At 52.8% G+C, this 26,312-nt stretch carries 20 protein-coding genes and 2 riboswitches; of the genes, 7 read left to right on the top strand and 13 right to left on the bottom strand.

Going from position 1 to position 26,312, the window contains the following annotated elements; genetic code table 11:
• Positions 1-4: 4 nt before the first annotated feature.
• Both BLQ17_RS00240 and BLQ17_RS00235 read right to left on the bottom strand, forming a co-directional pair.
• Positions 5-514: a universal stress protein gene (locus BLQ17_RS00240; RefSeq protein ID WP_176761011.1), complete on the bottom strand. Its 510-nt coding sequence runs from the start codon at positions 512-514 to the stop codon at positions 5-7.
• Between the two features lie 171 nt (positions 515-685).
• Positions 686-1,897, bottom strand: coding sequence for an MFS transporter (locus BLQ17_RS00235; protein ID WP_092218600.1), 1,212 nt, complete (start codon positions 1,895-1,897; stop codon positions 686-688).
• A gap of 381 nt (positions 1,898-2,278) precedes the next feature.
• Here BLQ17_RS00235 and BLQ17_RS00230 point away from each other — a divergent pair, with 381 nt between their 5' ends.
• The 4 genes from BLQ17_RS00230 (at position 2,279) to BLQ17_RS00215 (ending at position 6,284) form a co-directional block, all read left to right on the top strand.
• The gene (locus BLQ17_RS00230; RefSeq protein WP_092218598.1) at positions 2,279-3,085 is read left to right on the top strand and encodes a cyclase family protein; all 807 of its coding nucleotides are present in this window, start codon (positions 2,279-2,281) and stop codon (positions 3,083-3,085) included.
• Positions 3,086-3,105: 20 nt separating this feature from the next.
• The gene (locus BLQ17_RS00225) at positions 3,106-3,888 is read left to right on the top strand and encodes a cyclase family protein (protein ID WP_092218596.1); all 783 of its coding nucleotides are present in this window, start codon (positions 3,106-3,108) and stop codon (positions 3,886-3,888) included.
• Between the two features lie 59 nt (positions 3,889-3,947).
• Positions 3,948-4,072, top strand: a riboswitch (molybdenum cofactor riboswitch).
• Positions 4,060-5,073 (top strand): GTP 3',8-cyclase MoaA, encoded by a 1,014-nt coding sequence (gene moaA / locus BLQ17_RS00220; RefSeq protein WP_092218594.1) that lies wholly within the window; start codon positions 4,060-4,062, stop codon positions 5,071-5,073. Its footprint overlaps the riboswitch before it by 13 nt.
• A 2-nt stretch (positions 5,074-5,075) precedes the next feature.
• Entirely contained in the window at positions 5,076-6,284 is a 1,209-nt protein-coding gene (locus BLQ17_RS00215; protein WP_176761010.1) for a molybdopterin molybdotransferase MoeA, read from the top strand.
• Between the two features lie 809 nt (positions 6,285-7,093).
• On the opposite strand, the gene BLQ17_RS00210 is transcribed toward BLQ17_RS00215, so the two are convergent.
• Positions 7,094-7,411, bottom strand: coding sequence for a hypothetical protein (locus BLQ17_RS00210; RefSeq protein ID WP_092218592.1), 318 nt, complete (start codon positions 7,409-7,411; stop codon positions 7,094-7,096).
• Positions 7,408-7,707 (bottom strand): formylmethanofuran dehydrogenase subunit E family protein, encoded by a 300-nt coding sequence (locus BLQ17_RS00205; protein WP_092218591.1) that lies wholly within the window; start codon positions 7,705-7,707, stop codon positions 7,408-7,410. Before BLQ17_RS00205 ends, BLQ17_RS00210 begins: the two co-directional genes overlap by 4 nt.
• A gap of 447 nt (positions 7,708-8,154) precedes the next feature.
• On the opposite strand from BLQ17_RS00205, the gene BLQ17_RS22440 reads away from it, so the two are divergent.
• Together BLQ17_RS22440 and BLQ17_RS00200 are read left to right on the top strand one after the other, a co-directional pair.
• Positions 8,155-8,301 carry a hypothetical protein gene (locus BLQ17_RS22440; protein ID WP_176761009.1) on the top strand — a complete coding sequence of 49 codons (147 nt, stop codon included), beginning with the start codon at positions 8,155-8,157 and terminating at the stop codon, positions 8,299-8,301.
• A 74-nt stretch (positions 8,302-8,375) separates the two neighbouring features.
• Positions 8,376-8,518: riboswitch (cobalamin riboswitch) on the top strand.
• Positions 8,519-8,615: 97 nt separating this feature from the next.
• Positions 8,616-10,172, top strand: coding sequence for a sodium:solute symporter family protein (locus BLQ17_RS00200; protein ID WP_092218590.1), 1,557 nt, complete (start codon positions 8,616-8,618; stop codon positions 10,170-10,172).
• A 136-nt stretch (positions 10,173-10,308) separates the two neighbouring features.
• Here BLQ17_RS00200 and BLQ17_RS00195 read toward each other — a convergent pair whose 3' ends face one another.
• The 6 genes from BLQ17_RS00195 to BLQ17_RS00170 form a co-directional block, all read right to left on the bottom strand.
• Positions 10,309-11,433: an NADH:flavin oxidoreductase gene (locus BLQ17_RS00195; RefSeq protein ID WP_092218589.1), complete on the bottom strand. Its 1,125-nt coding sequence runs from the start codon at positions 11,431-11,433 to the stop codon at positions 10,309-10,311.
• 468 nt (positions 11,434-11,901) lie between these two features.
• Positions 11,902-13,521 (bottom strand): ABC-F family ATP-binding cassette domain-containing protein, encoded by a 1,620-nt coding sequence (locus BLQ17_RS00190; protein WP_092218588.1) that lies wholly within the window; start codon positions 13,519-13,521, stop codon positions 11,902-11,904.
• A gap of 41 nt (positions 13,522-13,562) precedes the next feature.
• Complete coding sequence (locus BLQ17_RS00185; RefSeq protein WP_092218587.1) at positions 13,563-15,182, bottom strand: ABC-F family ATP-binding cassette domain-containing protein; 1,620 nt, start codon at positions 15,180-15,182, stop codon at positions 13,563-13,565.
• A gap of 5 nt (positions 15,183-15,187) precedes the next feature.
• The gene (locus BLQ17_RS00180; protein ID WP_092218585.1) at positions 15,188-16,993 is read right to left on the bottom strand and encodes a DEAD/DEAH box helicase; all 1,806 of its coding nucleotides are present in this window, start codon (positions 16,991-16,993) and stop codon (positions 15,188-15,190) included.
• Positions 16,994-17,347: 354 nt separating this feature from the next.
• Positions 17,348-18,196, bottom strand: coding sequence for a 4Fe-4S dicluster domain-containing protein (locus BLQ17_RS00175; protein WP_092218584.1), 849 nt, complete (start codon positions 18,194-18,196; stop codon positions 17,348-17,350).
• A complete protein-coding gene (locus tag BLQ17_RS00170) occupies positions 18,193-21,201 on the bottom strand; it encodes a molybdopterin-dependent oxidoreductase (protein WP_218121683.1) in 3,009 nt (1,002 codons plus the stop codon). Before BLQ17_RS00170 ends, BLQ17_RS00175 begins: the two co-directional genes overlap by 4 nt.
• Positions 21,202-21,370: 169 nt before the next feature.
• Here BLQ17_RS00170 and BLQ17_RS00165 point away from each other — a divergent pair, with 169 nt between their 5' ends.
• Positions 21,371-22,987, top strand: coding sequence for a sigma-54-dependent Fis family transcriptional regulator (locus tag BLQ17_RS00165; protein WP_245694903.1), 1,617 nt, complete (start codon positions 21,371-21,373; stop codon positions 22,985-22,987).
• A 21-nt stretch (positions 22,988-23,008) separates the two neighbouring features.
• Here the strand turns inward: BLQ17_RS00165 and BLQ17_RS00160 are convergent, their stop codons facing one another.
• The 3 genes from BLQ17_RS00160 to BLQ17_RS00150 form a co-directional block, all read right to left on the bottom strand.
• Positions 23,009-24,535: a tetratricopeptide repeat protein gene (locus tag BLQ17_RS00160; RefSeq protein ID WP_092218583.1), complete on the bottom strand. Its 1,527-nt coding sequence runs from the start codon at positions 24,533-24,535 to the stop codon at positions 23,009-23,011.
• Positions 24,536-24,640: 105 nt separating this feature from the next.
• Complete coding sequence (locus BLQ17_RS00155) at positions 24,641-25,822, bottom strand: thiolase C-terminal domain-containing protein (RefSeq protein ID WP_176761008.1); 1,182 nt, start codon at positions 25,820-25,822, stop codon at positions 24,641-24,643.
• A 37-nt stretch (positions 25,823-25,859) separates the two neighbouring features.
• Positions 25,860-26,285, bottom strand: a complete 426-nt coding sequence (locus tag BLQ17_RS00150; RefSeq protein WP_176761007.1) for a Zn-ribbon domain-containing OB-fold protein — start codon at positions 26,283-26,285, stop codon at positions 25,860-25,862.
• Between the last annotated feature and the right edge of the window lie 27 nt (positions 26,286-26,312).

Genomic DNA, 26,312 nt, shown 5'->3' with positions numbered 1-26,312 from the left:
ATTGTTATTTGCCTTCAATATCGGTCGGCACAACGGTGACCGGAACCCGTGATTCACGCATCACTCCCTTGATGCTGTCACCGATTGAGTTCCGATGCAGCAACCCCTTGTGGGCTCCCATTACGATGAGATCACACTGGTTTTTCTCCGCTGTTTCGATGATGGTCTCAACAATGTTTCCGTCACTGATTATTATCTCCCGGGACTGCAGGTCGCTATCCGCATTGCCAACGCCAACCAGCTTGCAGAATTCCTGGATATCGCTCATCACATGGGCGGATGTTCTTTTTCCGGTGAGCGACTTGCGAACTTCCCCTTCCTTGGTGTGGGTGATATCTTCCCAGCGGTGTTGACCGAGCAGCCCCTTGATTCGTCCTTCGACGTTTTCCGGCAGCGGTTCGATGATATACAGCAGATACACCGTTGCCTGAAAACGCATACTCAGGGAAATTGCATAGTCGTAAGCCTGCTGACAATTAGGCGTAAGGTCGGTTGCAAAAAGAATTTTATTCATTGGCTTGATCATGTCTTCAACTCTCCATTTTAAATGGCGGGGTATCCTGCCCCGCCGGGTGGTTATAACGAAAAAAAAGTACGGCACAGCAAAATATCCTGCGCCAAGGTTTTATAAACATATAATTCAGGTATCTTTTGCCGGACGATTTTCCGCGAACCTACGTCCCTGTCAGCATCCGGCTTCATCATCATAATCACCAAGGCGAAGAAAATAAACAAGAGGAACGCCTGTCAGCATAAAAATTCCTGTAATCACAATACCCAACCCGAATGATCGGTGTTCTGCGACCTGAGCTATCAACATCGGTATTCCTCCCGCACCCACCAGAAATCCCAGAGGCGGTCCAATAGCGCTGGTCACAGATCTCAACGTTGGGTGGGCGACCCTGGCCAGGGCGCCGAAAGCTGCCGGGAAAAACGGTGTCAGCACCGCGGGCTGGATAATCAGGGCGATCACCAGAGGCCATCCGGTAAGAAACCCGATGCTGACAGTCAAAAGAGCGGCTGACGACAGGGTAAAACACATAAACTTCCTGTGCCCCACCTTGTCTGCGACGATACCGGCAAAAAAAACCACCACAAAACCTGAAAGCTGGGAAAATCCGATTAACGAATTGGCCAAGCCGAGATCAAATCCCCTCTCGGTTACAAAAAAGAGCGGCAGCATGGAGAGAATCCCGGCATTGCCCGCCATTCCCATGCCCAACAGCAGAGCAAGCAGCCAGAACGACGGTAACGAGACAACTCTTTTAACATTACCGGGGTTAAGAGGCCTGCCGGGAAAAGCCCCCCCTTCACTGGACACGGTGAAAACCAACGCCGAGACCAGGGATAAAACGGCCCATGACAGTAAAATTACCCGCCATGAGAACCAGTTCAACATTAGAGCGGCGATCAGAGGAGCCGTCACAAAGGCCAGAGGAGGGGCGCATTGATGAACTCCCAACCCCTTTCCCCAGTCGGATTTCTGGATTTCCGCGGTAATCGTGGCAATAGCTGAAGGCAGATGGAGAAAACCGGTAAACCCGATCACCATCAAAACGAGGCTCATGGCCCAGAAACTGTTGACAAACATAAAAGGTAACAGGACAACCCCCAGCAGCCAAGCCGAAAGCCTCAGCGTTCCGGAATGATACAGCCGTGAAGAAATGTACCCCGAAAACAGTGGAGCTATGGTGTACCCGATGGTGATCATGAGAAAAAGATACCCGACATCACCATTGCCAAGGCCGAGATCCTGCCGAATCTGTGGCATCAGGGGACCAAAGATCACCCTGGTCACAAATCCGAGGTAAAACAGCCACGCCAGAGAAAGGGTCAGGCCGATTTTGTCGCGAAAGGATTCCGGCATCGGACAGTCATAAAGGCCGATATCATCCATAATGTTAGTTCCTGTCGGTTGTTGCTGAACTTGTTGCGGGGTTGCTGGCGGCAAAAGCCGACCGCTGACGTTCTATCATCATTGGTCGACCGTTTTCCCCTACTATAGGGCAAGGGTTACCCGGTGTCAACGACATTGCCACCAATACAGATCAAACACCAGAACAACTTGCAGATATATAATTGTTTTTACGAGATATATCTCTTCACCAAAAACATACCAAATTGCATGTAATAACTCTTGACTTCTGCTCCCATGAGTGTAATTATAGACTTGTATCATATTTTGACCAGCAATTTGTATGTAATTTTATATGAAATCCGCCAAACCGGCCTCTGCGGCTTGTCCGCAAGGGACAAGAAACCAACGGGAGATTTTCTTATGACAGCTGTCACAAAAGACCCCTACAGCGGGTTGCAACTTATCGAACTCAGTCATGAATGGGGGCATGGAGTGCCATCATACCCCGGGCAGGCCGACGTCAAGATGTTTCGCGGCGTCAAGCATGCGCAACACGGTGTTCTCGCGTGGAAGATCAACACCGTGATGCATACCGGCACCCATATGAACGCACCGCTCCACCTGGTGCAGAGGGCAAAGGATCTTGCCGCCATCGCGCCTGACCGTCTGTTCGGTAACGGCGTAGTGCTTGGTATTGCTAAAGCCAGTTACGGGGTGATTACCGCGCGCGATCTCGAATCGGCAACCCCGTCGGTACAGGAAGGAGACGTGGTCGTCATTGTCACCGGATGGCACCATAAATACTCCGATGGACTGGAATATTACGGCGAATCTCCGGGGTTGTCCAGGGATGCTGCCGATTGGCTGGTAGCCAAAAAATGCCGGATGGTGGCGGTGGACACCCCCCAGGTGGACCACCCGCTGGCCACCTCGCTGGCCGGACATCGCGGCGGCCCCACAATGAACCGGCTGGTCGGCGCATACAAGAAGGCGACCGGACTCGATCCGCAAAAAGAGCATCCCCACTGGAATATTGCCCATAAAACAATTCTTCAGGCGGATATTCCGACAATTGAGCAGGTCGGCGGAGATGTGGATCTGTTGATCGGCAAACGCGCCACGTTTGTCGCCACACCATGGAAATTCGTGCACGGCGACGCCTGTCCCGTTCGCTTGGTGGCAATGACCGATCCCGACGGTACCTATCGGATCCCAGACGGTAAGTAACACAGAAAAGGAGAACGACAGTGAGCCTTGAAATATACGACTTAAGCCATGATTTTCAGCAACATATGCCGGAATGGCCCTCCAGTCCCGGCGTCAATGTCACCATTGACAAATTTCATGCCAAGGACGGTTTATACCAGGTAAACTGGGAAGGCATCATGCACAGGTGCACCCATATGGACGCGCCCATTCATGTCACCGAGAACACCCCCGGCATCAGCGAATACCCGCTGTGGCGCCTGGCGGGTACCGGAGTTGCTGTTTCCATCCCGAAAGGAAAATGGGGCGTGATCACTCCCGAAGACCTGGAAAAGGCGACACCAGCCATCCGGGAAGGCGATATCGTCATGATCAACACCGGCTTCCATCATAAGTGGGCGGACAGTGATGAATACTTTGCCTACGGATGCGGGATATCCGGTGCCGGTGCGCAATGGCTCGTGGACAAAAAGGTGAAATGCGTCGGTTACGGCTGTCAGGCCAACGATCATCCCATCGCCACCAAATTGGTGGACCACGGACTGGGCCCCTCCCAGCCGCACCTCATCGACGAATACAAGGCCGAGACCGGCAGAGATCCCAAGGTTGATTTCCCCGACTGGGAACCGGCCCACAAGACCCTGATGGTCAAGGGAAACATCCCGGGAATTGAAAACGTTGGCGGCGATCTCGACAAAGTTACCGGCAAACGCTGTTTCTTCATGGCGTTTCCCTGGCGCTGGACCGGCGGTGACGGCTGTATCGTCCGGGTACTTGCAGTAGTTGATCCCGACCAGAGTTTTCGTTTTGAACAAGGAGTGTAATCGCGCCGCAACCTTTTAAAAAATTCTTTCATACACCGGGAAAGGGTGGCAAGCCCTTTTCCGCAAAAAAACTCCGAGCCAAAAAACCTACGACAATACTGATTACGGTTTGCGGCCGACAGGGTTGTTCTGGAAACGGGACAACCTTCCGATAGTTGAAAAGGAGTGATCATGAACGCACCCATCACCACAGGTTTTATCAACCCTCCCCTGCTCATCGACAACCTTGGCAGATGTCTGACGTATCTCCGCCTTGCGATTACCGATCGCTGTAACCTGCGATGCAGATACTGCATGCCGCCGGAGGGCGCGTCTTTTTTAAGGCATGACCAAATACTCAGCTACGAGGAACTGGACCGGCTGACCTCCATTTTTGTTTCGTTGGGGATAAGCAAGATACGCATAACCGGCGGTGAACCCTTTGCCCGGAAAGACTGCGTTACTTTTATGAGCCGGATAAAGGAAAAACAGCCCGGCCTGGATCTGCGCATTACCACCAACGGCGTGGCCGTGCAGCCGCACCTTGCAAAACTCAAAACAATCGGTATCGGTGGAATAAACCTCAGTCTCGACACCCTGGACTCCGTCCGTTTCCGGGAGATAACACGTGTTGGCAGGCTCGATAGCGTCCTTACCACTTTCCATGAAACGATCAGGTTGGGAATCCCCTTAAAAATCAACAGCGTGGTCCAACCCGACACCAGTGATGCGGAAATTATGCAGATCGCAGCCCTGGCCCAGTACCACCCGATAGATGTCAGGTTTATCGAGCCAATGCCGTTTTCCGGCAGCACACAAGCCTTTACCACGCTGGATACCTGCCTGGAGGAAAGGATCAAACGGCTGTTTCCCGCCAGAAGGAAAGCTTCGTCCATAGGGATCGAGACCGCCAGCAAATTTACCGTTGCCGGATATCGGGGCACGATCGGCCTCATTGAAGGGGAGTCGAGAAAGTTCTGCGGCAGCTGCAATAAAGTACGCGTCACCCCTGCCGGGATGATGAAGAACTGCCTTTATGACGAAGGCGTGCTGGACCTGAGGGAACTGCTGCGCAGCAATATGACCGATCAGGAGATCGCAGACAACATCCGACAAACTGTCAGCTGTAAAATGGAAGACGGCTACCAGGCAGCCGCGAAACGCCATGCCGAGCATCACTATTCAATGGCATCAATAGGAGGATGAATATGATTTCCGTACCCCATGCACTGCAAATCCTGAAAGACAACCTTCCCGCGCCCCGTATCGTGAATATGGCGCTGGAACAGACATTGTCCCACCGTCTTGCCGAAGATATCCACGCTCCCGAGCCTTCTCCCCGCTATACCAATTCGGCCATGGACGGCTTTGCCCTGCGATGGCACGACGTCAGCGATATCGGCAACACGGGACCTGTAACCCTGAAAATCGCGGGGGAAAGCCAGGCCGGCATCCCCTACACCGAGGTTGTCGGTTCCGCCCAGGCCATTCGTGTCAGCACCGGCGCCATGATACCTACCGGTTGCGATGTTGTGGTCCGGGTTGAGGACGCCGACGACCTGGGACACAGTGTCGTTATCCATCGCTGCAGGAAACAGTGGCAGGACATAAGGCGCCGTGGCGAGGAGTTTGAGCAGGGTACCAAGATACTGGCCAAAGGGCTTGTGCTGAAGGCGCGGCAGATCGCCCTGCTCTCGGCCCTGGGTCTGGCCAGGGTGGCAGTCTACGATACCCCGAGGGTTTCGTTGTTCATTACAGGTACCGAGCTGGCCCGTCACGATGACAAACAGATAGACCGGTACCAGGTGAGAGACGCCAACGCCCCCATGCTGCAGAGCAGTATCATCGAGGCGGGCGGCAGGGTAATCAAATGTCTTCATGTGGAAGACGATCTTGCAACCACCATAACCCAGATGGCAAAAGTGGTGAACAGCGGGTGTGATCTCATTCTCTGCTCTGGCGGAGTCTCGGTGGGCAACCATGATCACGTCAAGCAGGCTGCGGAAGCGATCGGGTTCAAGGAGCTGTTCTGGAAAATCAAGCAAAAACCAGGTAAACCCCTCTACGTCGCCAAAAAAAATGAAACCCTCCTGTTCGGCCTTCCCGGCAACCCGGTCTCGGCATTCATGTGTTTCCAGAACTTCGTCATGCCGACCCTGGCGGCGCTCCAAGGGGAGCAGCTCCTGAAGAAAAGTATTACCGCCATGGCGGAAAACATGGTCTGCAACACCGGCAAGAGAACTGATTTCTTACGGGTTGGCATCACCGACACCCCCAACGCCACGCCAACCTTTCGCCTACTGGAACGCCAGGGCTCCCACATGCTCACCTCCATCGTCGATGCGGATGGATACGTAGCCATAGAACCCGGCTTCAGTCTGCACCCCGGGGAGTTGACGGAAGTCTATATGTTTTAGGACAAAACAAGACCTTGAAACATCCTTTACAGGACTCCATCCTGACCGCCTGTCGAAAAACAACCATTTGCATTTTCAGCAGGGCGATCAGGAGGATGCGATCAACACCCATGGCTACCGCCCCCCACTGCCAAAGCGAGGGGCCATGGCATGGGTGTCGTGGTGCCATAAAATATATCCGCGACCATGAGGCTATTCGTCCACAAGCATTAAAACGATTACTAATCCGGACAATACTTCACACAGAGGTTAGTAAACAGTAAACGGCAATACAGCTCATATGGCATTGTGTTGGTAATTGGCACCTTTTTTATCGACGATATATTGGAAACGCACCATCGAGAAGCCCGGGAAAAAAAATTTAAAGCACACACTTTAAAACAGTACGATCACCCAGAACGCCCCCTTGAGACGTCTTGCGCCATATTTCACCAAGGCGATGCCCATGCAGTAGAGCGGCACCGGCTCCCTCGATTGTCACAGTTCAGACATACGTTTTGAAAGCTTCATCCGCTGTTACCGGGATATCTTTCCCCCTATACTCGACGTTAATATTGACCGGACTTTCCAGTTCTTCGCCTTTCATGAACACTTTTGAGGATACCAGCCTAAATGGCAACTGCTGGCCCGACGGATAAGATCGCCAGAATTGCGGCACAAGAATAAATTCGCGTGCCTGCGCAGAAGAACAGTCATCATTAAAGTGCGTAGGCTGCACATAGCAAAAGTAATTTTCCGGATCATGAGCTTTTCGACAATGACTTTTAACATTTAAGAGAACAGACAGGAACAAGCCTGATTATTGCTGATCAACAGTTAATATTATGACCAATACTGTCGTCATTGCATGGAGTAGTGAATACATCCCGGCGCTCAATACAGCGAGTTGCAAGAACCTGCTGACCGCACGTTGAACAAATCATGTAAATACTCGTCGATTCCTGCGGTTGCTGCCGTGCACATTGAACAGGTTCAACGGCAAAAAGGTTCTCAAGGGACAAGATAAATATTTTGTGAACGCGATCGTCTATTAACTTCTGAAACGAGATAATATCTTCCAACCCTGCATTATTTTTAATAATTTTATTTTCCAGCCGGTAAAAGACTTCTTCATCGCCGAAATTCATAGCTTTCTTCCTGAAAACCCAACCTTTCTTCCCGGGTCCGCTATAGAGTGTATAGTTGTGCTTGCCGTAATCCATGACCATAAGGCGCTGGTTCCAACGGTCACTCCGAGAAGGACCTGAATCGCATCGAGGGCGGAGGTGCAGTTTTCGGCAAGCACAGAAAAACTGTTATCGTCGAGAACATTCTCGTTTAAGAGATGTTGGACATATTCGCAGAACTTACTCCCCAGAGCAAGCTCTGGACAAACATGACCGTGAAAGTCCACTACCCTCTTGAACGCAATATTGGCTAACATCTTTCGATCCTCCGCAAAAAAAATCGCATGAATTCACGGCCACGCAAAACCCTGAATAAAAGTCCCCAGATACCGGGGTTAACAAAATCACAGCCTTGATAGTATTCCGGTTGATTGTACAGATAGCCATCCCTGTATGGTCCTCGGCAATGTTGCAGCGATAAATAGCAGGACTTCCATTTATTCCACAGCTTTATTCTTCCGGTAACCCGAGACATTAAAAACCTATCTTCTGACATTGCATTGGACCTTTTCAACACAAATAACACATATTTTATAATCGTGCTACCAACTCAAAAGCGCCCCTAAGTCAATCAAAATATTACAAATAAATATTTCATGTTACCAGAAATATCATAAAGACCCGGCGCCAGTTTCGCAGGAACCTGCTGTAACGATAGAATTTTTTATCAATAAATCCAGATGATCCCACTTCCAGGTAAACGTATGACAAGAGCTGATGGGATGCTGTTTAAAAATAAAAATGTCGTCAAGCAAAAGAGCACAAAGCCTTCCAAACATACTGATTACAAATCTATTTTTCAGGAAAAGCAAGGCGTACATGTCAGCTTTATTGGGATTGAAAACTCATAATCGCTGTGGTATAAAGTCGTGATTTTGACTATCAGCCATAGTCAAGAAACAGGTGTATAAAAGTCTTTCTTTCAAGGGAACCCGGTTAAAATCCGGGGCGGACCCGCCGCTGTAAGTGGGGACGAAAACCGCATAAAGTCACTGTACTGTAGACGTGTTACTTCGAAACAGTATGGGAAGACGCGGTAAGTAGGATAATCCACGAGCCAGAATATCTTGGGGACAGATACGTTACTTCTCGGAGAGATGGAAAATCCCCGAGCTGATTTTTTTGTCGGCTCGTGGTGTATTCGCCGACCGGGAGGTTCCTTTCAATGACGGCCTATCATCTTTTTCTCCTCGTCTTATCGATTTACATTTTCTTTCTGGTCTTAACAGGTTTCTATTTCAATAAAAAGCACCACTCCCAGGTTGACTTCTGGCTGGCCGGAAAATCCGTGGGTGCACTCTCCATCGGTTTTTCTGCTGCCGCTTCCTGGCTTACCGCCGGGGCACTGCTAGCGGTTATCGGTTTCTATATGCTGCTTGGCATGGGATCTGTCTGGGGGTTTGTGGCACCAAATATTCTAGCCCTCGTCATCATTGCCTTTTTTGTCAAAAAAATCAAATCGCTCCCGTCAATTACCCAGCCGGAACTGCTGGAACTCAGGTATGGCAATTATCTGCGACTACCGGTAGCAATCATAATCACCGTGGTCATGATATTGTTCGCCGTCGCCGATATCAAGGGTTTTGCCATGGTTCTCCAGGTGTTCTACGGCATCGACCCCACCTATGCTGCACTGATAGTCGGTCTGGCTGTTGCAGTCTATGTAACGCTAGGTGGCCTTTCAGCAGTTATCACTTCTGATATTGTCCAGTTCCTCTTCCTGTCGGTTTTCATAATGGTCATGTCCTGTATTGTTATGAGCAGTGCGACCGGTGCCGCTGATATTTCCCTGGGACAACTGTTGACTTCTGCACCACAAGGATGGTGGAACCCCGCTTCCATCGGCCTTCCCATGGTCCTCATATTTGTTTTTGCCATTGTTCCCGGCTGGATTACCGAACAGGACCCCTGGCAAAGGGTCTGGGCGGCAAAAGACGAGAAGGCCGCACGCAATGGAATGCTGCTTGGTTCTCTCTTGGTGGCAATTGTCTTTGGCGGCTGTGCGCTCATTGCGGTGGGACTCAATACCATCTATCCTGAAATTGGTAGTGCCGGATTTCCCATGGGCATGGCCAAGGCAGAACCAGCACTTTTAGCCTTTATCATGGACAGCAGGTTCTCGGATTTCAGCCTGGCACTCTGTGCTGTGGCCCTTGCGGCTGCGGCGATGTCCTGTGCCGATACTTTTGCCGCATCCGGCGCCTCATGTATAGCCCGGGACATTTATCAGAGATACCTGCACCGGGACGCTGATAAGCGGCAGATGAGCATAGTAAGCAGGTTCAGCGTATTGCTGATTGTGTTTCTTGCGACTTTGGGATCATTTTTTATCACCAACATCATAGATGCCATCCATATAGCAACGTTCATTGCATCAGCATCCTATTTTTTCGTACTCATGGGTGGCCTTTACTGGAGCAGGGCTACCGGTCCCGGAGCCCTTGCCTCACTGTGGACGGGTTTCTTCATGCAGACCGGGCTGGTGGTTTTCGACCTCATCAAAACAGCACCGATGTCTCCCCCCTATCTGGAAAGTATCCATCCTGTCTTCATGGGTCACGGAGTCATTGCCTCCATGTTGACTTCAGGAACCGTTTTTGTCGCCGTGTCATTGGTCACCAAACGTTCAAGGCAGGAAAACCTGGAACCTTTCTTTAAAAAAGATCAAGGTTATGTTGAGCCGGAATATCAACATGCCCAGTTGACAACCGATCACAACTAAGGACAACAGCCGTTTTTGCCCGGGACCCTCGTAATATTGCGAGAGTCCCGCAGAAGGCTTGATAAGATGTAATACTTCCCTCCCTGTTAAAACCGGCTCCCCTCACCTTTTTGGTATTATCACCCTTCCCAGCGAGTTATTTTTCAGGAAGTCCCTTGATATAGCATCTGACGGGCAGATTTGTGCGAACAGCAGACAAACAGTTGTTGCATGAGATACAACTGGCCTTGTTTATCTTGCCGGAGGCTAAACGTTTCACGAAGTCAGGTTCTCGAATAAAGGGCCGGGACAGAGAAACCATGTCAGCCTTGCCGCTTTCAACGATCTCTTCCATCAGACTCAATTTCCGGACGCCCCCTACCAGCATGAGAGGAACCTGCCCCATCACAGGTTTGACGATTTCTGCGGCTTCAAGATGGTAGGCGTCATGGTAGGTAAAACGCCCCCGCTTATCCTTGCTGCGGGTTGTGGCTGACGGTGAGAACGAAAGAGTACCGCTGCTGATTTCGATTCCGTCAACCCCCAGATCCACCAACCATCGAGAATAACGGGCCGCCAGTGTCGGATCTATGCCGGTCCCTGGTGTATAGTCGTTCGAGCTGAGTTTTACCATGACCACCATATCAGAGGGTACATTGGCTTTTATTGCAAGAATTGCCTCTTTTATAAAGCGAAAACGATTTTCGTCACTACCGCCCCACTTATCGCTCCTGCGGTTAAAAAATGGTGAAAGAAATTGATTCACCATATACCCATGTGCCGCATGAACTTGAACTCCGTCCGCACCAGCCTCTGCTGCTCTGCGAGCACCATTTCCAAATTCCGTGACGAGTTCTTCAATCTCGGCAGCCGTCATTTCCCGGGGTTCAGTCTTAAATATGGGATCCGGGCCAATATTGGAAGGTGAAATCGTTTCTCGTCCGGTTATCTGCACCCGGGTTTGCCGCCCTGCATGAGCCAGTTGAAAAACCACTTTCGAATTGTTCCGATGAATCACATCGACCAACCCTTTCAATCCCTTTATATGTTTGTCGCTGAAGATACCGGTCTGCTTCAGACCCGCTTTCCCGCTAGGATGCACGCACATATGACCCGGTACAATGAGACCGACATCTCCCTTTGCCAGTTGCCGGTATCGGCTTAAAATTGCGTCGGTCACAGTTCCATCTGGTTCAGCCATGGCTTCATAAGTCGCTGAACTCATGAAACGATTTTTTACCGTCATCGAACGAATTTTAACAGGACAGAATAAGCTGCTCATATTTGATTCTCTTTTTGCTATGATTGACAGTGATTGAAAATGACAATAAATAGCCTGTTTGCACTGGGACCTCACCCTTATATATCCCTTATCAAACCATTCCGTTTACGATTCTATTCAACTCCCAGTTTTTTTGCCAACAATATGATGGGTAGAAGTGGTCCCGTTTTTTTGACCACCACTTTATGCGTCTTGGTGTAGGCGTTCAGATATGATCTGAACTGTTGTAGCTTGAAATATATTCATAACTCCGAAACCGAATACTGAGTTGGCAACCGGATGTTATGCGCGTCGCGCTGTTACGGCCCCCCCCTGTTCACACTTTTTCATGAACAATACACCTTGTTGGGCAGTTCCCCGCCGATTTTAGATACTGCTGCTAAAACCTGACGACACCCGTCAATTCTCTAGAGCAACAAGGCGCATGATTTGCAAAAAAGGGGGGAAACATATGTTCCCGATACAGCTTTAGTGTCTGGCGTATTGCTCCTGCATAGTTATCACCTGGTTATCGGACAGATAGTCATCATAGGGCACCATCTTATCGATAACACCGCCGGGGAGAATCTCGATGATTCTGTTGGCCACGGTCTGGATAAGGGTATGATCGTGGGAGGAAAACAGCACGATTTCCGAAAACGCCTGCATGCCTTTATTTAATGCCGTTATCGACTCCAGATCAAGATGGTTGGTGGGCTCATCGAGAATAAGCGCGTTGGCGTCGCTGAGCATCATCTTCGCGAGCATGCAGCGAACCCGCTCGCCTCCGGACAGGACAGAGGTTTTCTTCAGGGCCTCATCCCCGGAAAAGAGCATTTTCCCCAGAAATCCCCTAGCATAACTCTCCCCCTCGGTCACCGGGGTGTATTCGCCCAGCCAGTCAATCAGCGTTTTGTCTTCAGTGAAGAATGCACTGTTCTCTTTCGGGAAATATGTGGTGCTCATGGTCTGTCCCCAGCGAAAAGTCCCACTGTCGGGTTGCATCTTGCCAACAAGAATCTGGAACAGTGCTGTTATGGCCGGACTGTTCAGACCAACAAAGGCTATTTTTTCGCCCTTACCGACGGTTAGGGAGAAGTTATCGAGCAACTTTACTCCGTCCACACTCTTGGAGATGCCGTCCATCTCAAGAATCACGTCGCCGCAGCTCCTGCCGGGCTTGAAATGTATAAACGGATACTTACGTGACGACGCGGGCAATTCCTCAATTTCAAGTTTTTCAAGCAGTTTCTTTCGGGCTGTGGCCTGGCGCGCTTTTGACGCATTGGAGGAGAACCTGGCGATGAACTCCTTGAGTTCGGATGCCTTTGACTCAGCCTTCCTGCTAGCCTCCTGGCGCTGCTTCAGCGCCAGCTGGCTAGCCTGGTACCAGAAGTCATAGTTGCCTACATAGACCTGGATGCGACTGTAATCTATATCGGCCATATGGGTACAGACCTGGTTGAGAAAATGACGATCGTGCGAGACGATGATGACGGTGTTCTTGAATCTTTCCAGGAATCCTTCGAGCCACTTTATCGATTTGACGTCGAGGTTGTTGGTCGGTTCGTCCAGGAGCAGGATATCCGGGCTGCCGAAAAGCGCCTGGGCCAGGAGCACCCGTACTTTCTGCCCGCCCTCAAGCTCACGCATCTTTCGTTCCCTCAGTTCTTCACCGATGCCAAGACCGGTAAGAAGAACCGCAGCCTCGGACTCCACTTCATAACCGTTCATTTCGGCAAACTCTGCCTCGAGTTCCCCGCTGCGGATACCGTCTTCTTCGGTAAACTCGCCTTTCGCGTACAACGCTTCCCGTTCAGCGATAACTTCATGCAGCCGCTCATGGCCCATGAGGACCGTCTGTGCCACCGTCAACTCATCGAAAGCGAACTGGTCCTGGCTGAGAACGGCAATCCTTTCCTTTGCGCCGACGAACACTTCTCCCTTGTCGGGTTCGAGCTGGCCCGCGAGAATTTTCAGAAAAGTCGACTTGCCGGCGCCGTTGGCGCCGATCAGGCCGTAGCAGTTTCCGGCGGTGAACTTAATGTTGACATCTTTAAAAATAACACGCTTGCCGTATGCAAGCGCGATATCAGAGGCTTGAATCATTTGTTTTTCCTTTAAAACATGGTGGTGAACCGGCGGGGAATCTAGCGGGTGGCCGTACGCAGGTAATAGTCGTAGTCACCCTCGTATATGCGCATTTGCCCATGGTCGATCTCGAATACCCGATCAACCAGGGACCGCAGAAAATGGCGGTCGTGACTTACCAGGATAATGGTTCCCTGATATTGCTGCAGCCCTTCAAGCAGTACTTCCCGTGAGAGTATGTCGAGATGATTGGTCGGCTCATCCAGCACCAGAAAATTGTGCGGCTGAGACAGGATCTTCGCCAGCACAACCCTGCTTTTCTCTCCTCCGGAAAGGTGGGCGATCCGTTTTTCGATATCATCTCCCTGAAAGAGAAACGCAGCACATATATTTCGTATGGTCCCGATATTTTCCAGCGGCGCACTCTCCTGGACCGCCTCAAAAACGGTCATGTCAGGATCAAGGATGTCCATGGCATGCTGGCTGAAATAGCCGGTAGACACCCCGGCTCCGTTTAAAACCTGGCCGGAGGTGGGCTCACTATTTCCGGTCAGCACCTTGAGCAGGGTAGATTTTCCCGCGCCGTTAACACCCACCAGGGCAATTTTTTCAAGCCGTCTTATGGTGCCGGACAGCCCGCTGAAAACCGGCTTGACCCCATCGGCAGCACTTCTCCATTCCTTACCCAGGTCATGCAGATGCAATACGTCATCGCCGCTGCGCGGGATTTCCGGCAGTTTGAGTTTGATGCTTTTCTGTTCGGGCGGCAGAACGATCCGTTCGATCTTTTCAAGCTTCTTGATACGCGATTGCACCTGGGCGGCATGGGACACCCGTGCACCAAACTTGGCGATAAACTCCTCTTCCTTTGCGAGCATCTCCTGTTGGCGCTGATAGCTGGCCAGAAGCTGATCCCGGCGGATCTCACGTTCCCGGAGGTAAAAATCATAATTGCCGCCATAGGTCGTGGCGGAGCCATTGCTGACCTCGATGATGCGCGAAACGATCTTATTCATAAAGTCACGATCATGACAGGTCATCAGCAGGGCACCCTTGAAGGTCGAGGACAGCCATTCCTCGAGCCAGATGATAGACTCCATGTCGAGATGGTTGGTCGGCTCGTCAAGCAGGAGGACATCCGGGTTGATCAGCAGGATCTTGGCAAGCGCGATCCGCATCTTCCAGCCGCCGCTGAAAGTCTCAACCGGCAGGTCGAAATCGGAGTTGCCAAACCCCAGCCCCGAAAGAATCTCCTTGGCGTTTGCATCCAGTTCATATCCGCCGCGATGCTCAAACAGCTCTACGACATTGCCGTACTCTTCCAGCAGGACCGCCATCTCATCATCTTCCATGGGCTCCGCCATGCGCGCCTCCATCCGACGCATCTGGCTGCCCATCTCCACAATATCACCGGCAGCCGACATTACCTCCGCCAGGACAGTGCGTCCTTTCATCTCGCCGACATCCTGGGAGAAATAACCGATCACCGTCTTTTTGGAGCATGAGATCTCCCCCCGGTCGGCTTCTTCCTGCCTGGTTATCAGGCGGAAAACAGAAGTTTTTCCGGCGCCGTTGGCTCCAACCAGGCCGGTCCGGGATCCCGCAAGCACCTGCAGGTTAGCACCGCAAAACAGCACCCGTGAACCATATTGTTTGTGTATGTTCGTCAGATGAATCATGATGATCAGCGTCCCGCACCGACGGCCCTGTTGCGATTTTTACGTTTCGTGCTGTGGACGGGCTTTTGCGCCCTGGACTTTTTTTGGCCTTTCCGGGCCGCGTGAAAGGTCCGGCTGTCCTCCACCCCGCCCGTCTCCGACTCCATACGAAGCCTCATGGACTTGCCGTTTATACGGGCATTGTAAAGAACTTTTTGTATGGCGCGGGGCATCCCCGTGGGAAGATCAACGGTGCTGAAGTCATTAAAGATAGCGACCCGGCCGATATATTTGCTGTCGATATCCGCCTCATTGGCAATGGCGCCGACGATATTGCCCGGCTTGACACCATCCATTTCACCGACCTCCAGCCGGTAGCGGCACATACCCTCTTCAGAAACCGTAGTTGCACGACGTGTAGGCCTTGCTGGACCATGTTCCTTCCGCTCCGGTTTTCTGCGTCCGCGTTCCGGGCGATTCGGTACCGGCCGCTCCGGGATATCCTCGAGAAACAGTGGTGTCGCTCCCTGCATCATCTTGGCAAGAGCCGCAGCTACATGTTCTGCCGGAGTTTGGTTTTCCTTGCAGTATTCACCGATGATATTTTTAAAAACCGTGCAATCCGAGGCAAGGGTCTCGGTAATCCGCTGCTTGTACCTCTCCAGCCGCCTGCGGTTAATCTCTGCAACAGAAGGAAGTTTCATAGCCTCGATTTTCTGCCTGGTGGCCCGCTCAATGCTCCTGAGCATCGACTTCTGCCTCGGCGAGATGAAAAGGATCGCCTTTCCCACCCTGCCTGCCCGACCGGTCCTGCCGATACGGTGGATATAGGATTCCGTATCAAAAGGAACGTCAAAATTGATCACATGGGAAATCCGCTCCACGTCAAGGCCGCGGGCCGCCACGTCGGTAGCTACCAGGATATCAATTTTTCCGGCCTTGAGCATCTCCACGTTGCGCATCCGCTGGTTTTGCGGGATATCGCCGTTAAGCGCGGTTGCCTTATAGCCGAACTCACCCAGATACTCCGCCAGCTCAACTGTCTGCATCTTCGTACGGACAAAAATGAGCACCCCGTCTGAATCCTGGGTTTCAAGAATTTTCTTTAACGCTTCCTTCTTGTCGCCCATGGTATTGACCATCAGAAAACGCTGCTCGATTGTCGCCGCAGTGGCAGTTTTATCGGCGATGGTTATTTCAACGGGGTCATTGAGATAGGTAGCGGCAATCCTTCTGACCGAGACCGGCATTGTAGCCGAGAAAAGCGCGATCTGACGATGAGGCGGCGTCTGGGCAACAATCCATTCCACATCATCGATAAAACCCATTCTCAGCATTTCATCCGCCTCGTCAAGGACAAGGGCCTCAAGGCCGGAGAGGTCCAGGCTGCCGCGACGGATATGATCCATCACCCGGCCAGGGGTCCCAACCACAACATCGACACCGCGACGAAGCTTACTTAGCTGGCCGCCATATTCCTCGCCGCCATAGAGGGCAAGGACATTGAGGTTGGGGATATACGCGCCATAACGCTCTACCGCCTCGGATATCTGGAGCGCCAGCTCCCGGGTTGGGGCCAGCACCATCACACGCGCGCCACGTTTACTCCCTTGGCGTAAATTATTCAGAAGAGGCAGGGCAAAAGCTGCCGTCTTACCAGTTCCGGTCTGGGCCTGGCCGACAACGTCTTGCCCGGAAAGGACATGCGGAATTATCTTTGCCTGGATGGGAGTCGGCTCTTCATAGCCTTCCTTCTCCAGGGCTTTGAGCAAGGGGGGGGCCAGACCGAGGTCGGTAAAATCCTGTATAACGGTCAGAAAATCATCAGACATAGTAAATCCTGTAAAGTAAAGGTTCATCCCGAGAGGATGAAAAGACATCATCAACAAGGGGAAAAGGGGCGGAGAGGAACGATCCGAACCGGCTGAGGACCGTATAAACGTCACGAATCTGGGAAACCGCCATAATGTGTCTGTCCAGCTCACGACACAACTGCACACGGGAATTACTGGTCTGACACGCACAAAAAACAGGTCATATACCAGAGATGAAGGATTTACGCCAGGTATTTCGCAATAAGGCGGAGTTAAAAAGAACAAACCGGCCACAAATGGAGAGAGAACGTGCCGCAGCCCGGAGTTGTCGTTGTTTTTTTTTCATCATAGCAGGTGTTGAATCCCGCCTTTTCACGAGCTAAAAACGAAGGTGCCTGCCGACCGGCTGGCGGACAACCTTATCGGACCGCTTTTCATCACCTTGCCGTTGTACGATATTTCGAGCAGGTATTCACCGCTGCCAGGCGCGAGCCCGTCGAACCGGAAGTCACCGAACTCGTCGCAGAGCTGTTCCGCGACCACCTCGTTTTCCTTTTTCAGTACGACTCGCGCCCCGACGCCGCACTCTTCAACCCCATCCTGCTCAACACCAACTGACCCGGCGAGAAAACAGCTGGTGTAGCGCTGCAGGTTCCGGTAAAAACACCTGGGACTGCCGCCTCTGTTTTGCGAATCCGGCGGCGGCTGCAGCTCCTGCTCCACAATTTTTTCCCGGAGGGTTTCATCACTGCCCCTGAAGATACTCAGGGCGCCGGTGGGACACGCCTGTACACATCGGGGTACTTGCCAGCCATCGTCGAGCAGATGAGCACAGAACGTGCATTTCTGAACCATCTTTTCCTCCTCGTTCCACCACAACGCCCCATGGGGACAGGCTGATACGAGATCCCTGTTGCCACAGGCCTTAGCGGAATCGACAATGACAATTCCGTCCTCACGCTTTCTGAGCCCCCCCCTGCCGGCAGAGACGCAGGGCGCATCATCACAGTGAAAACATGGCTTGGGAAGATAGGCCACGTCGATCAGCGGAAACACTCCCCGCTCCTTTTTCAGGATGTTCATCCAGCGGTGGCCGTGCAGCGGCTGGGGACGGCTGTAACCGGGCCAGTCGTTGTCGCAATGCTCGTCCTTGCAGGCGAGAAAGCAGTTATTGCAGTTCTCGCACTTCCCGACATCGATTATAAAGGCATATTTATTCATGAAACATCTCCTGAACTCCAGGGCTGGATCTGTACCAGACAGCTGTTGGACGGGGTGGAATGGGAACGGGAAATGATATTCCTGCTCGACGTCAGCAGGTTGACGCACCCTCCCCTGTCCGCTGAATGGCCCGGCTCGCCGACGGGATCGTACACGGCGGACCCCTCCGCGCTGATCACCGTTTTCGGAGGAACCCTGTCTGTTACCTGGGCGGCCAGGATCACCGCCCCCCGGTCGTTATACATCCGTACCAGAGTGTTGTCCGCTATCCCCCTCTCCCGTGCGTCGACGCTGTTGATCCTCACTATCCAGTAGTAATAGCCGTCAATCAGCGTCCGGTGTTCCCTGACATCGTTTATTATCGAGTCCTTGCCGTCAAACATGGTGTGAAAGCTGTAGCGGGGATGAGGAGACACGAGATTTAACGGATATTTCTCATAGAGCTCTTTTACATGGTGCCCCTCCCACGAAGGAATATACGAAGGCAGCGGCGGACGTTCGGGATCGTCGGGGTCAAACCTCTTTAAGCTCGAAGACTCAAATTCCAGCTTTCCCGACTGGGTCTGCAGCCCTTTACGCCATTTTTCCGCATAATCTGCCGGCAGCGGCGCCAGCTCCGGCACATCCTTTTCCCTGCCTTCGGCAAACCAGCGCCAGGAGACCGGGGCACGGTTTTGCTCTGCGGGCGCCGGCACCACGTAATACCCCTTTTTGACAAAATCCTTCCAGCTTACCCTGGTCGGCAGATCGCTTGCGTCAAACAACCTCCGGCACCAGTCCAGCTCGGTCATCGCCTCGGAAAAAAGGTTGCCGAGACCAAGGCGGTTCGCCAGGTCGAGAAAAATCTGATAGTCGGAACGGGACTCGCCCAGAGGTTCGATGCACTTATGCTGCATGGTGACAATACGGTGGTTCCACTGAATAAACTGATGGTGGGAATAGCCTCCCGAGTTTGCTGTTTCACCGATGTCCCATCTCTCGAAATTGGTACACGCCGGCAGCAGGATATCGGCGAATTTCGCCTCTCCTTCAAACCATATCGACTGGTTCACCACAAACTCCAGCCGCTCGCTGCGGTACGCCCTGACATAGCGGTTGGAATCCCCCATGGTGCCGAAGTGAGATCCGCCGTACTTGTAATACAACCGAATGGGTGAATGACCAGGCGCCGGATAGCCGAATTTTCTGAACTGCCCTTCGATCGATTTCGGGTCCGTCGGGTAGCCGGTAATTTCTTCCCCGAGGATTGCCTCGGGAATGCGCATCCTCGGTACCAGCTGAGACACCGGATTCATGGACGGCAGCTGCACCATGCGCTGATACATGCTGACCCGCAGACCGGTGTTGTCGAGATCGCCTGAAAGACCGCCTTCCGCATACCCGGGGAAATAGAAGTGAGTATCCACCGGGGCGCCCTGCTGCAGACACCCCAGGTTGACCCCTGGCTTGCCGAGTCCCTGCATCGCCATGAGACAGACCATTGAACGAGCCCACTCAATACCGGTGGCGCATCGGCAGGCACCGCCGAACCCGGCGAGCCCGCCTGGGGAGAGGTATGTTTTCCTGCTCCCCCACTGCCTCGCCAGACTCCTGACCACTCTGCCGGGAACACCCGTCTCGGGTTCCTGCCATTCAGGGGTTTTCGCCGTCCCATCGGTTACGCCCAGAACATAATCCCGCCACTTGGCGAAGCCCGTCGTCCTCTCGGCGACATACTCCTTGTCGTAGAGGTCTTCCGTTATCCACACCCAGGCAATGGCCAGGGCCATGGCGTTTCCGGTATCGGGACGGGGCGCGATCCATTTGCCGCCCAGCAGCGCCGCGGTGTGGTTGTAGAAGGGGTCGATATGCACCATCCTGATCCCGAGCGATTTTGCCCATTGCCGACGCACCGTGCCTTCAAAGGCCCCGTATACGCCGCTGGTCGACTCGGGATCACTGGACCAGAAAACGATCATTTCCGCCTCTTTGAGACAATCTTCCACCGTTCCGTAAGTATCGGAGGCGCCATTTCTGATGGAGTTGCCCCAATGGTGCACCGCCCCCCAGTACCATCCCTCCCAACTATCGGGGTTGTGTACCACCTGGCTCGAACCGATGGAATTCATAAACCTGGTCTTGGCGCTCAGCCAGTAGCCGATGTTGCCCCAGGTGTGGTGTGAACCGCAGCTGTTCAATATGGCGCCGGGTCCATGCTCCCGCTTGACCCTTTTGATCTCGGCTGCGACAATATCGAGGGCCTCGTCCCAGCTTACCCGCTCATAGGATGATATTCCCCGGTTCTGTGGGTTCCGATCGCCCCGGGGATCGAAATCGACCCGTTTCATCGGATAGAGCAGCCTGTCCTTGGAATAGATCAGTGACCGGAGGCCAAAAACATATGGGTTGACCGTCCCCCTGCGCGGCGGAGTAAAGGATCTGCCCCGGGCCGTTATGGTCCAGGACCGGCCGTCCCGGTCATCGAATTCAATGGGGGTGATACGAACTATTTTACCGTTTCGGACATAGACGAACACCGGCCCGCCGTTGGTGTTGTTCACATAGCGGACAACGCCCCCGCCCATTTTCGTGCCATACTCCACCTCTTTCTGCAAACCGGCAAGGTGTGAGAGTGTCTGGATGAACCAGATCACCTTTTCATCTGCGCCCCGTACCTCCACGCGAAAATTTTTCATCGCGTTGAGAATCGTCAGGTGGTCGTTTCGGGCAAAAACCAGCTGCCACACGGTCGCCGCATCGTTGAAGATGATCTCTATCTCCGTTTTTTCCCCCTGTGACTCGGAGGCCGTTACGGTGCCGCCCCTACAACAGAGAAGTATCTTCAGGCCAATATCCCTGACAGATATAAGCGCCGTCATGTCCCGTTGCCGCAACCTGTTTTTGACCTCCGGATCACGCCATGTTTTCAGGCGCGCCATGGCCGGCAGCGTTTTCAGTGCCGTTTTCAGACAGCGACTTGAAAAACCTGTATGAGTTCGCATCACGGTGCGAAGAAGAGTTTGCATCGCAACTCCCTGCAGTATGCCATATATGAGTGGAACCTTTCCCCTTGCCTTTTAATTTTGAAGCAATTTCCGTTCCATTTATTTTTCCGTATATTTTCAATAGCATCTAAATATTCATTCACAACTTTAACCAAATACGGTATCATTATTAACCAAATATGGTATTTAATTGTATTTTACCAAATACGGTATTTCCGGGGAGATAAAGACCATGGATGCCAACCTGTTTTTCAAGAAAGCGACGCTTCTGATATGCAGCAGCCTGGATGTGGACGTCGCATTGTGGCGATTGTTTCAGTTCATCCGCGACCAGCTGCCGGCGGACGCCATATATCTCAACATCTACGAACCCAGTACCAGCTCTATCCGCTACGTGGCCATGGCTGATCATCACGGCGGCAAAAAAATCGAAAAATCCATCCCGCTGCCCGACAGCCTCATCCACGCCATTGAAAGCGGAGAGCGGCTGCAGAATTATCTGGTCATCAATGAACCTGAAAAAGACTCCATGGGCAGGATCATCACAGCCGAACTGAATCTTGAAAACCACAGCTTCATCGCCCTGCGTCTTTTTATCGAAAAACAGCGGCTCGGTGTCATAGATCTGTTTGCCAAAGGCAGGAACCGTTTTACCAGGCGACATGCCGACCGGCTGTCGCAGCTGCGCGAGCCTTTCGCCATCGCCATGGCCAACGCCCTCAAGCACCAGCAGCTGATAGAGTTGAAAGAACAGTTGCTCTCCGATAACCGCTACCTCAACAGCGAACTTCTCCAGCAGTCGGGCAACGAGGTTGTCGGCAGTGACATGGGATTAAAGGAGGTGATGAGCAAGGTCGGCCAGATCACCCACCTGAAAAACACGGTATTGCTTCTTGGCGAAACCGGCACCGGCAAGGAGGTGATCGCCAACGCTATCCACCGCCTCTCTCCCCGGTGCAATGAACCCTTTATCAAGGTGAACTGCGGGGCCATTCCCGAAGACCTGATAGACAGCGAGCTTTTCGGCCATGAGAAAGGGGCTTTCACCGGTGCCATCGGCAAGAAACGGGGCAGGTTCGAGCGAGCCCACGGAGGGACGATTTTTCTAGACGAAATAGGCGAACTGCCCCCCTGGGCGCAGGTCCGACTTCTCCGGGTTCTCCAGACCCAGGAAATCGAACGGGTCGGCGGCTCGCCTCCCATCAAACTCGATATCAGGGTTATCGCCGCAACCCACCGGGACCTGCAGCAGATGGTAGCCGAAGGAAAATTCCGCCAGGATTTATGGTTCCGCATCAACATGTTCCCCATCACCATCCCGCCGCTCAGGCAACGGCCCCAGGACATCGGTCCGTTAACCCACTTTTTCATAAGGAAAAAATCGGAGATGCTCGGCATCCAGCCGATACCGCAGGTTGCTCCTGAGGCGCTGGAAGGACTGGTCCGCCACACCTGGCCAGGCAATGTCCGGGAACTGGAGAACGTTATCGAAAGTTCGCTGATCCAGCACCGCCAAGGTCCGCTTCGTTTCCAGCGCCAGCTCAATCCGTCAACGGTGGTTGCCGGCGGGCTGCTGCAGCAACACGCTCAAGTGACAACCCTTGACGATGCCATGCGCCTTCATATCGACCGGGCGCTCAGCCTGACAGACGGCAAAATAAGCGGCAGGGATGGGGCCGCAACGCTGCTCGGACTGCACCCCAACACACTCCGCAACCGCATGGCAAAACTCAATATCGAGTTCGGCAGAAAAAGAGGAAAAACACCCCCCAATCGTCAACACCCGGCCTCCGGTCAGGTTGGTTAGCAATAATGGGCCAGCGGTGCATCAGTGCACCCGACTTCCAGTCATCTGCTCGGGTTTGCGTATTTTCAGCGCCCTTGCGGCAAATTCGTTGCTTTCACCGAGCCTGCCGAGTCTCTGGTAGAGCCCGGAAAATGTCTCAAAAACCGTGGCCAGGTGCATGGAGTTGGTTTGCCAGTCTTTTTCAAGAATTTTTCTTGAACTGATAAGCGCCTTTTCCGCCTCTTCGTATTTTCCGCCGTCTATATAAAGGGTGGCGAGATTATGGTACCCCTGGGCAAGTGCCGGGTGATCCGGCCCCTGGGCTTTTTTCCATATCGACAGGGACTGCTGCAGCATCGCCTCAGCGTCTTCCAGCTTGTTCTGCATGCGATAAATGGCGGCCATGTTTTCAAGAGACTGGGTTATGGCCGGATGATCCTCGCCAAAAGCTTTTTTACGGATATCCAAAGCCTTTGCGTGTTGTTTCAGGGCAAGACTGCGGTCGCCCTTCTTTTCGTGGATTATTGCAAGATTGTTAAGCGACTGGGCGATTGCAGGATGATTTTTCCCCAGACTCTTTTCCCTTGTTTCAAGGGATTTTTCAAGAAGAACGAGAGCCTCGTCAAGCCGCTTGGTGTTGATATATATTTCCGCAAGGCTGTTCTGCGTTTCCGCAAGCGCCGGATGGTCATCGCCCAGTGTTGCCGAATAGATCGCGGCAGCTTCCAGCAACAGGGACTCGGCTTGTTCCGTTTTTCCGGTGGCCCCGTAAACGGTGGCCAGCCTGTCGATTGCAGCGCCCGTTTCCGGACTGTCCTGTTCAAGGGTCGCGCGGTATATATCAATTGCCTGCTTGAGCAGCGGCTCGGCGGCGGCGATAAGGCCCTGGGCCAGGTAGACCTCCGAGACCTGTGTCAAGAGCGCGGCAAACTCAGGATGCTCGACCCCGATAGTCTGTTCATAGATCCCGAGGACACGGCGCAGTTTTGCTTCGGCGTCCTCGAGTTTCCCCTGGTGCCTGTCGATCATGGCAATACTTTTCAAAACCGAGCCGTAGGCGGGATCAACGGTTCCTTCCATACCTTCCACCGACTTGAGAGCTTTCTCCAGCTGCTTTCGGGCCATCTCCAGGTTGCCCTGCCCCAGGCAGGCGGTGGCAAGGGTGTTGTAGCTTGAGGCAAGCAATTCCGGAACTTCGGCACAACGCTTTTCATAGATTTCGACAACCCGCTGCATTTTCGACTCTGCTTCAAAAAATCTCTGCTGGGAAATATACATCTCGGCTACGTTGAACAAGCTGTCGGCAAGATCAAGGGAATCCTCGCCCGACACCGCCTTGCTCACCTGGGCCGACTGCAGCAGAGCCTGTTCCGCCCGGTCGTAATCCCCGCTCATCTGGTACAGCTCGCCAAGATTATTGAGCGACACCGCGACCGTATGATGCTTTTCCCCGTACAATTCCCGGGCTTTTTCCAGGGCGTTGCGGCCAGAGTCGAGCGCTGCTCCGAGATCTCCCTGCTGCATCAGTTCTATCGCCTTCTGATTGAGCTTTTCCCAGCTGTCAGCCATAATATTTTCACTTTACCTGTGGTTTTAAAAAATGAAGACAGAGTACAGCCCCCGGAATTTCCCGGGACATTGCTGCTCCGGGGGCCTCCTGCTGTCTGCTCTTAGTTAAATCGACATGATGGTGGTACCGCTGTTGCCCATCAGCCCATAGGTCTGGGCCATGGCGACCTTGGCGCCTTCCACCTGCCGGTCGCCGCACCTTCCCCGCAACTGATTGGCGCACTCGATAACCTGCCAGAGCGCCTGGGCGGAGAGCGCTTCACCGTGAGATGAGAACCCCCCGCTCGGGTTAACCGGCAGTTTTCCCCCGATTCTGGTCAGCCCGTCACGCAACATCCGGTCGGCTTCACCTTCCTTGCAGAATCCGCAGGTTTCCAGGTACACCAGATAGTGCCAGGAACTGTTATCGGGAAGTTCCAGCACATCGATATCCTCGGGGCCGATGCCTGATTTTTCATAGGCCTGGCGGGATGCCGAGTAGCTTTCACTGAGCATCGGGGCCTCGGGTACCGACGGACAGGACAGCGCGGAAATGCGAATGGTGGGGTCGCCGTACATGGCGCTGCCCATGGTGGTGGCATTAATCTTCACCGGATGGTCGGCCTTGTCGATCAATTCCCTGTCGGCAGTCACGATTACCGCCGCTGCGCCTGTACTCACCGGACAGATCTCGTACAGTCTCAGTGGATCACAAACATATACGGAATTCAAGACCTCTTCAACAGAGTAAGTTTTTTTAAAGCGGGCGTGGGGGTTCTTTGCCCCGTACTCGCTCATGAGGACTTTGACCAGTGCCAGGTCCTCTTCTGTGGTATCATACTTCGCCATTCTCTTACGGCACTCAAGTGCCCAGTAGATCGGGTTGGGCATACCACCCATCTTCCACCTGATGACATCACGATCCTGGACGGCATTATCCGATTTTGCGGTGAGAAAACCCTTGGGCGACACATCGGCACCAAAAGCCAGCGCGGTGTCCGTCTCCCCTGCTGCGACACTGTTGTACGCCATCCTGATGGCGGCAGACCCGGTGGCGCAGGCGTTGTATACATTTACCACCGGAATGCCGGTCTCCCCGAAAATAGACTCAAGATACTGGCCGGAAAGGTGGCCGGCGTTGCCGCCATAGATAAAGATACCGGCCATAATCGACTGGATCTTGTGCCATTCCACGTTGGCGTCCTTCAAGGCTCCGTCCACTGCCACGGCCGCGAAATCGGCGAATACCTGTTCGGAGAATCCCATCCACGGGTGTATCCCGGTTCCAACTATATATACATCTCTCATTGTCATTTTCCCTTTAGATTATACACTGCAATATCGGTTATTTGACAGCGGCAAACGCCCATGTCACCACCTGCTGTTTTTCGTCATTGGTGAACATCGTCAAGGTGGTGGTCTCCATCTCCATGCCGATCTCAAGAGAATCCAGGTCGGTATCGGTTATGATGCCCGCCACCTGAATCTTCTCCTGTTCGAACTCAACCAGGCCGATACCGTACGGAGTTATCTTTTTCTCCGTCTTAAACGGCGGAGGGCAGGGATAATACTGGATAGTATAACTCGCCAGTTTGCCTTTGACGGGAAGCAGGACATTCTCAACCCCTTCCCTGGAACAGCCGGGACGATGCTGATAATGTTCCCTGGGGAAAAAATAGGTTCCGCAAGAGTTGCATTTTGCGCTCATCAGTCTGACTTCGCCGGTGGACCAGTCCACTAAATCCGGTATCCGCGCTACTTTGTTTGCCATGTTTTCCATTGTCCTATTCCTAAGCTT

It is taken from the genome of Desulforhopalus singaporensis (assembly GCF_900104445.1).
In the GTDB taxonomy this organism is placed as follows: domain Bacteria; phylum Desulfobacterota; class Desulfobulbia; order Desulfobulbales; family Desulfocapsaceae; genus Desulforhopalus_A; species Desulforhopalus_A singaporensis.
Note: the sequence above shows the minus strand (reverse complement) of the source record. Positions and strands in the feature narration are given on the sequence as shown.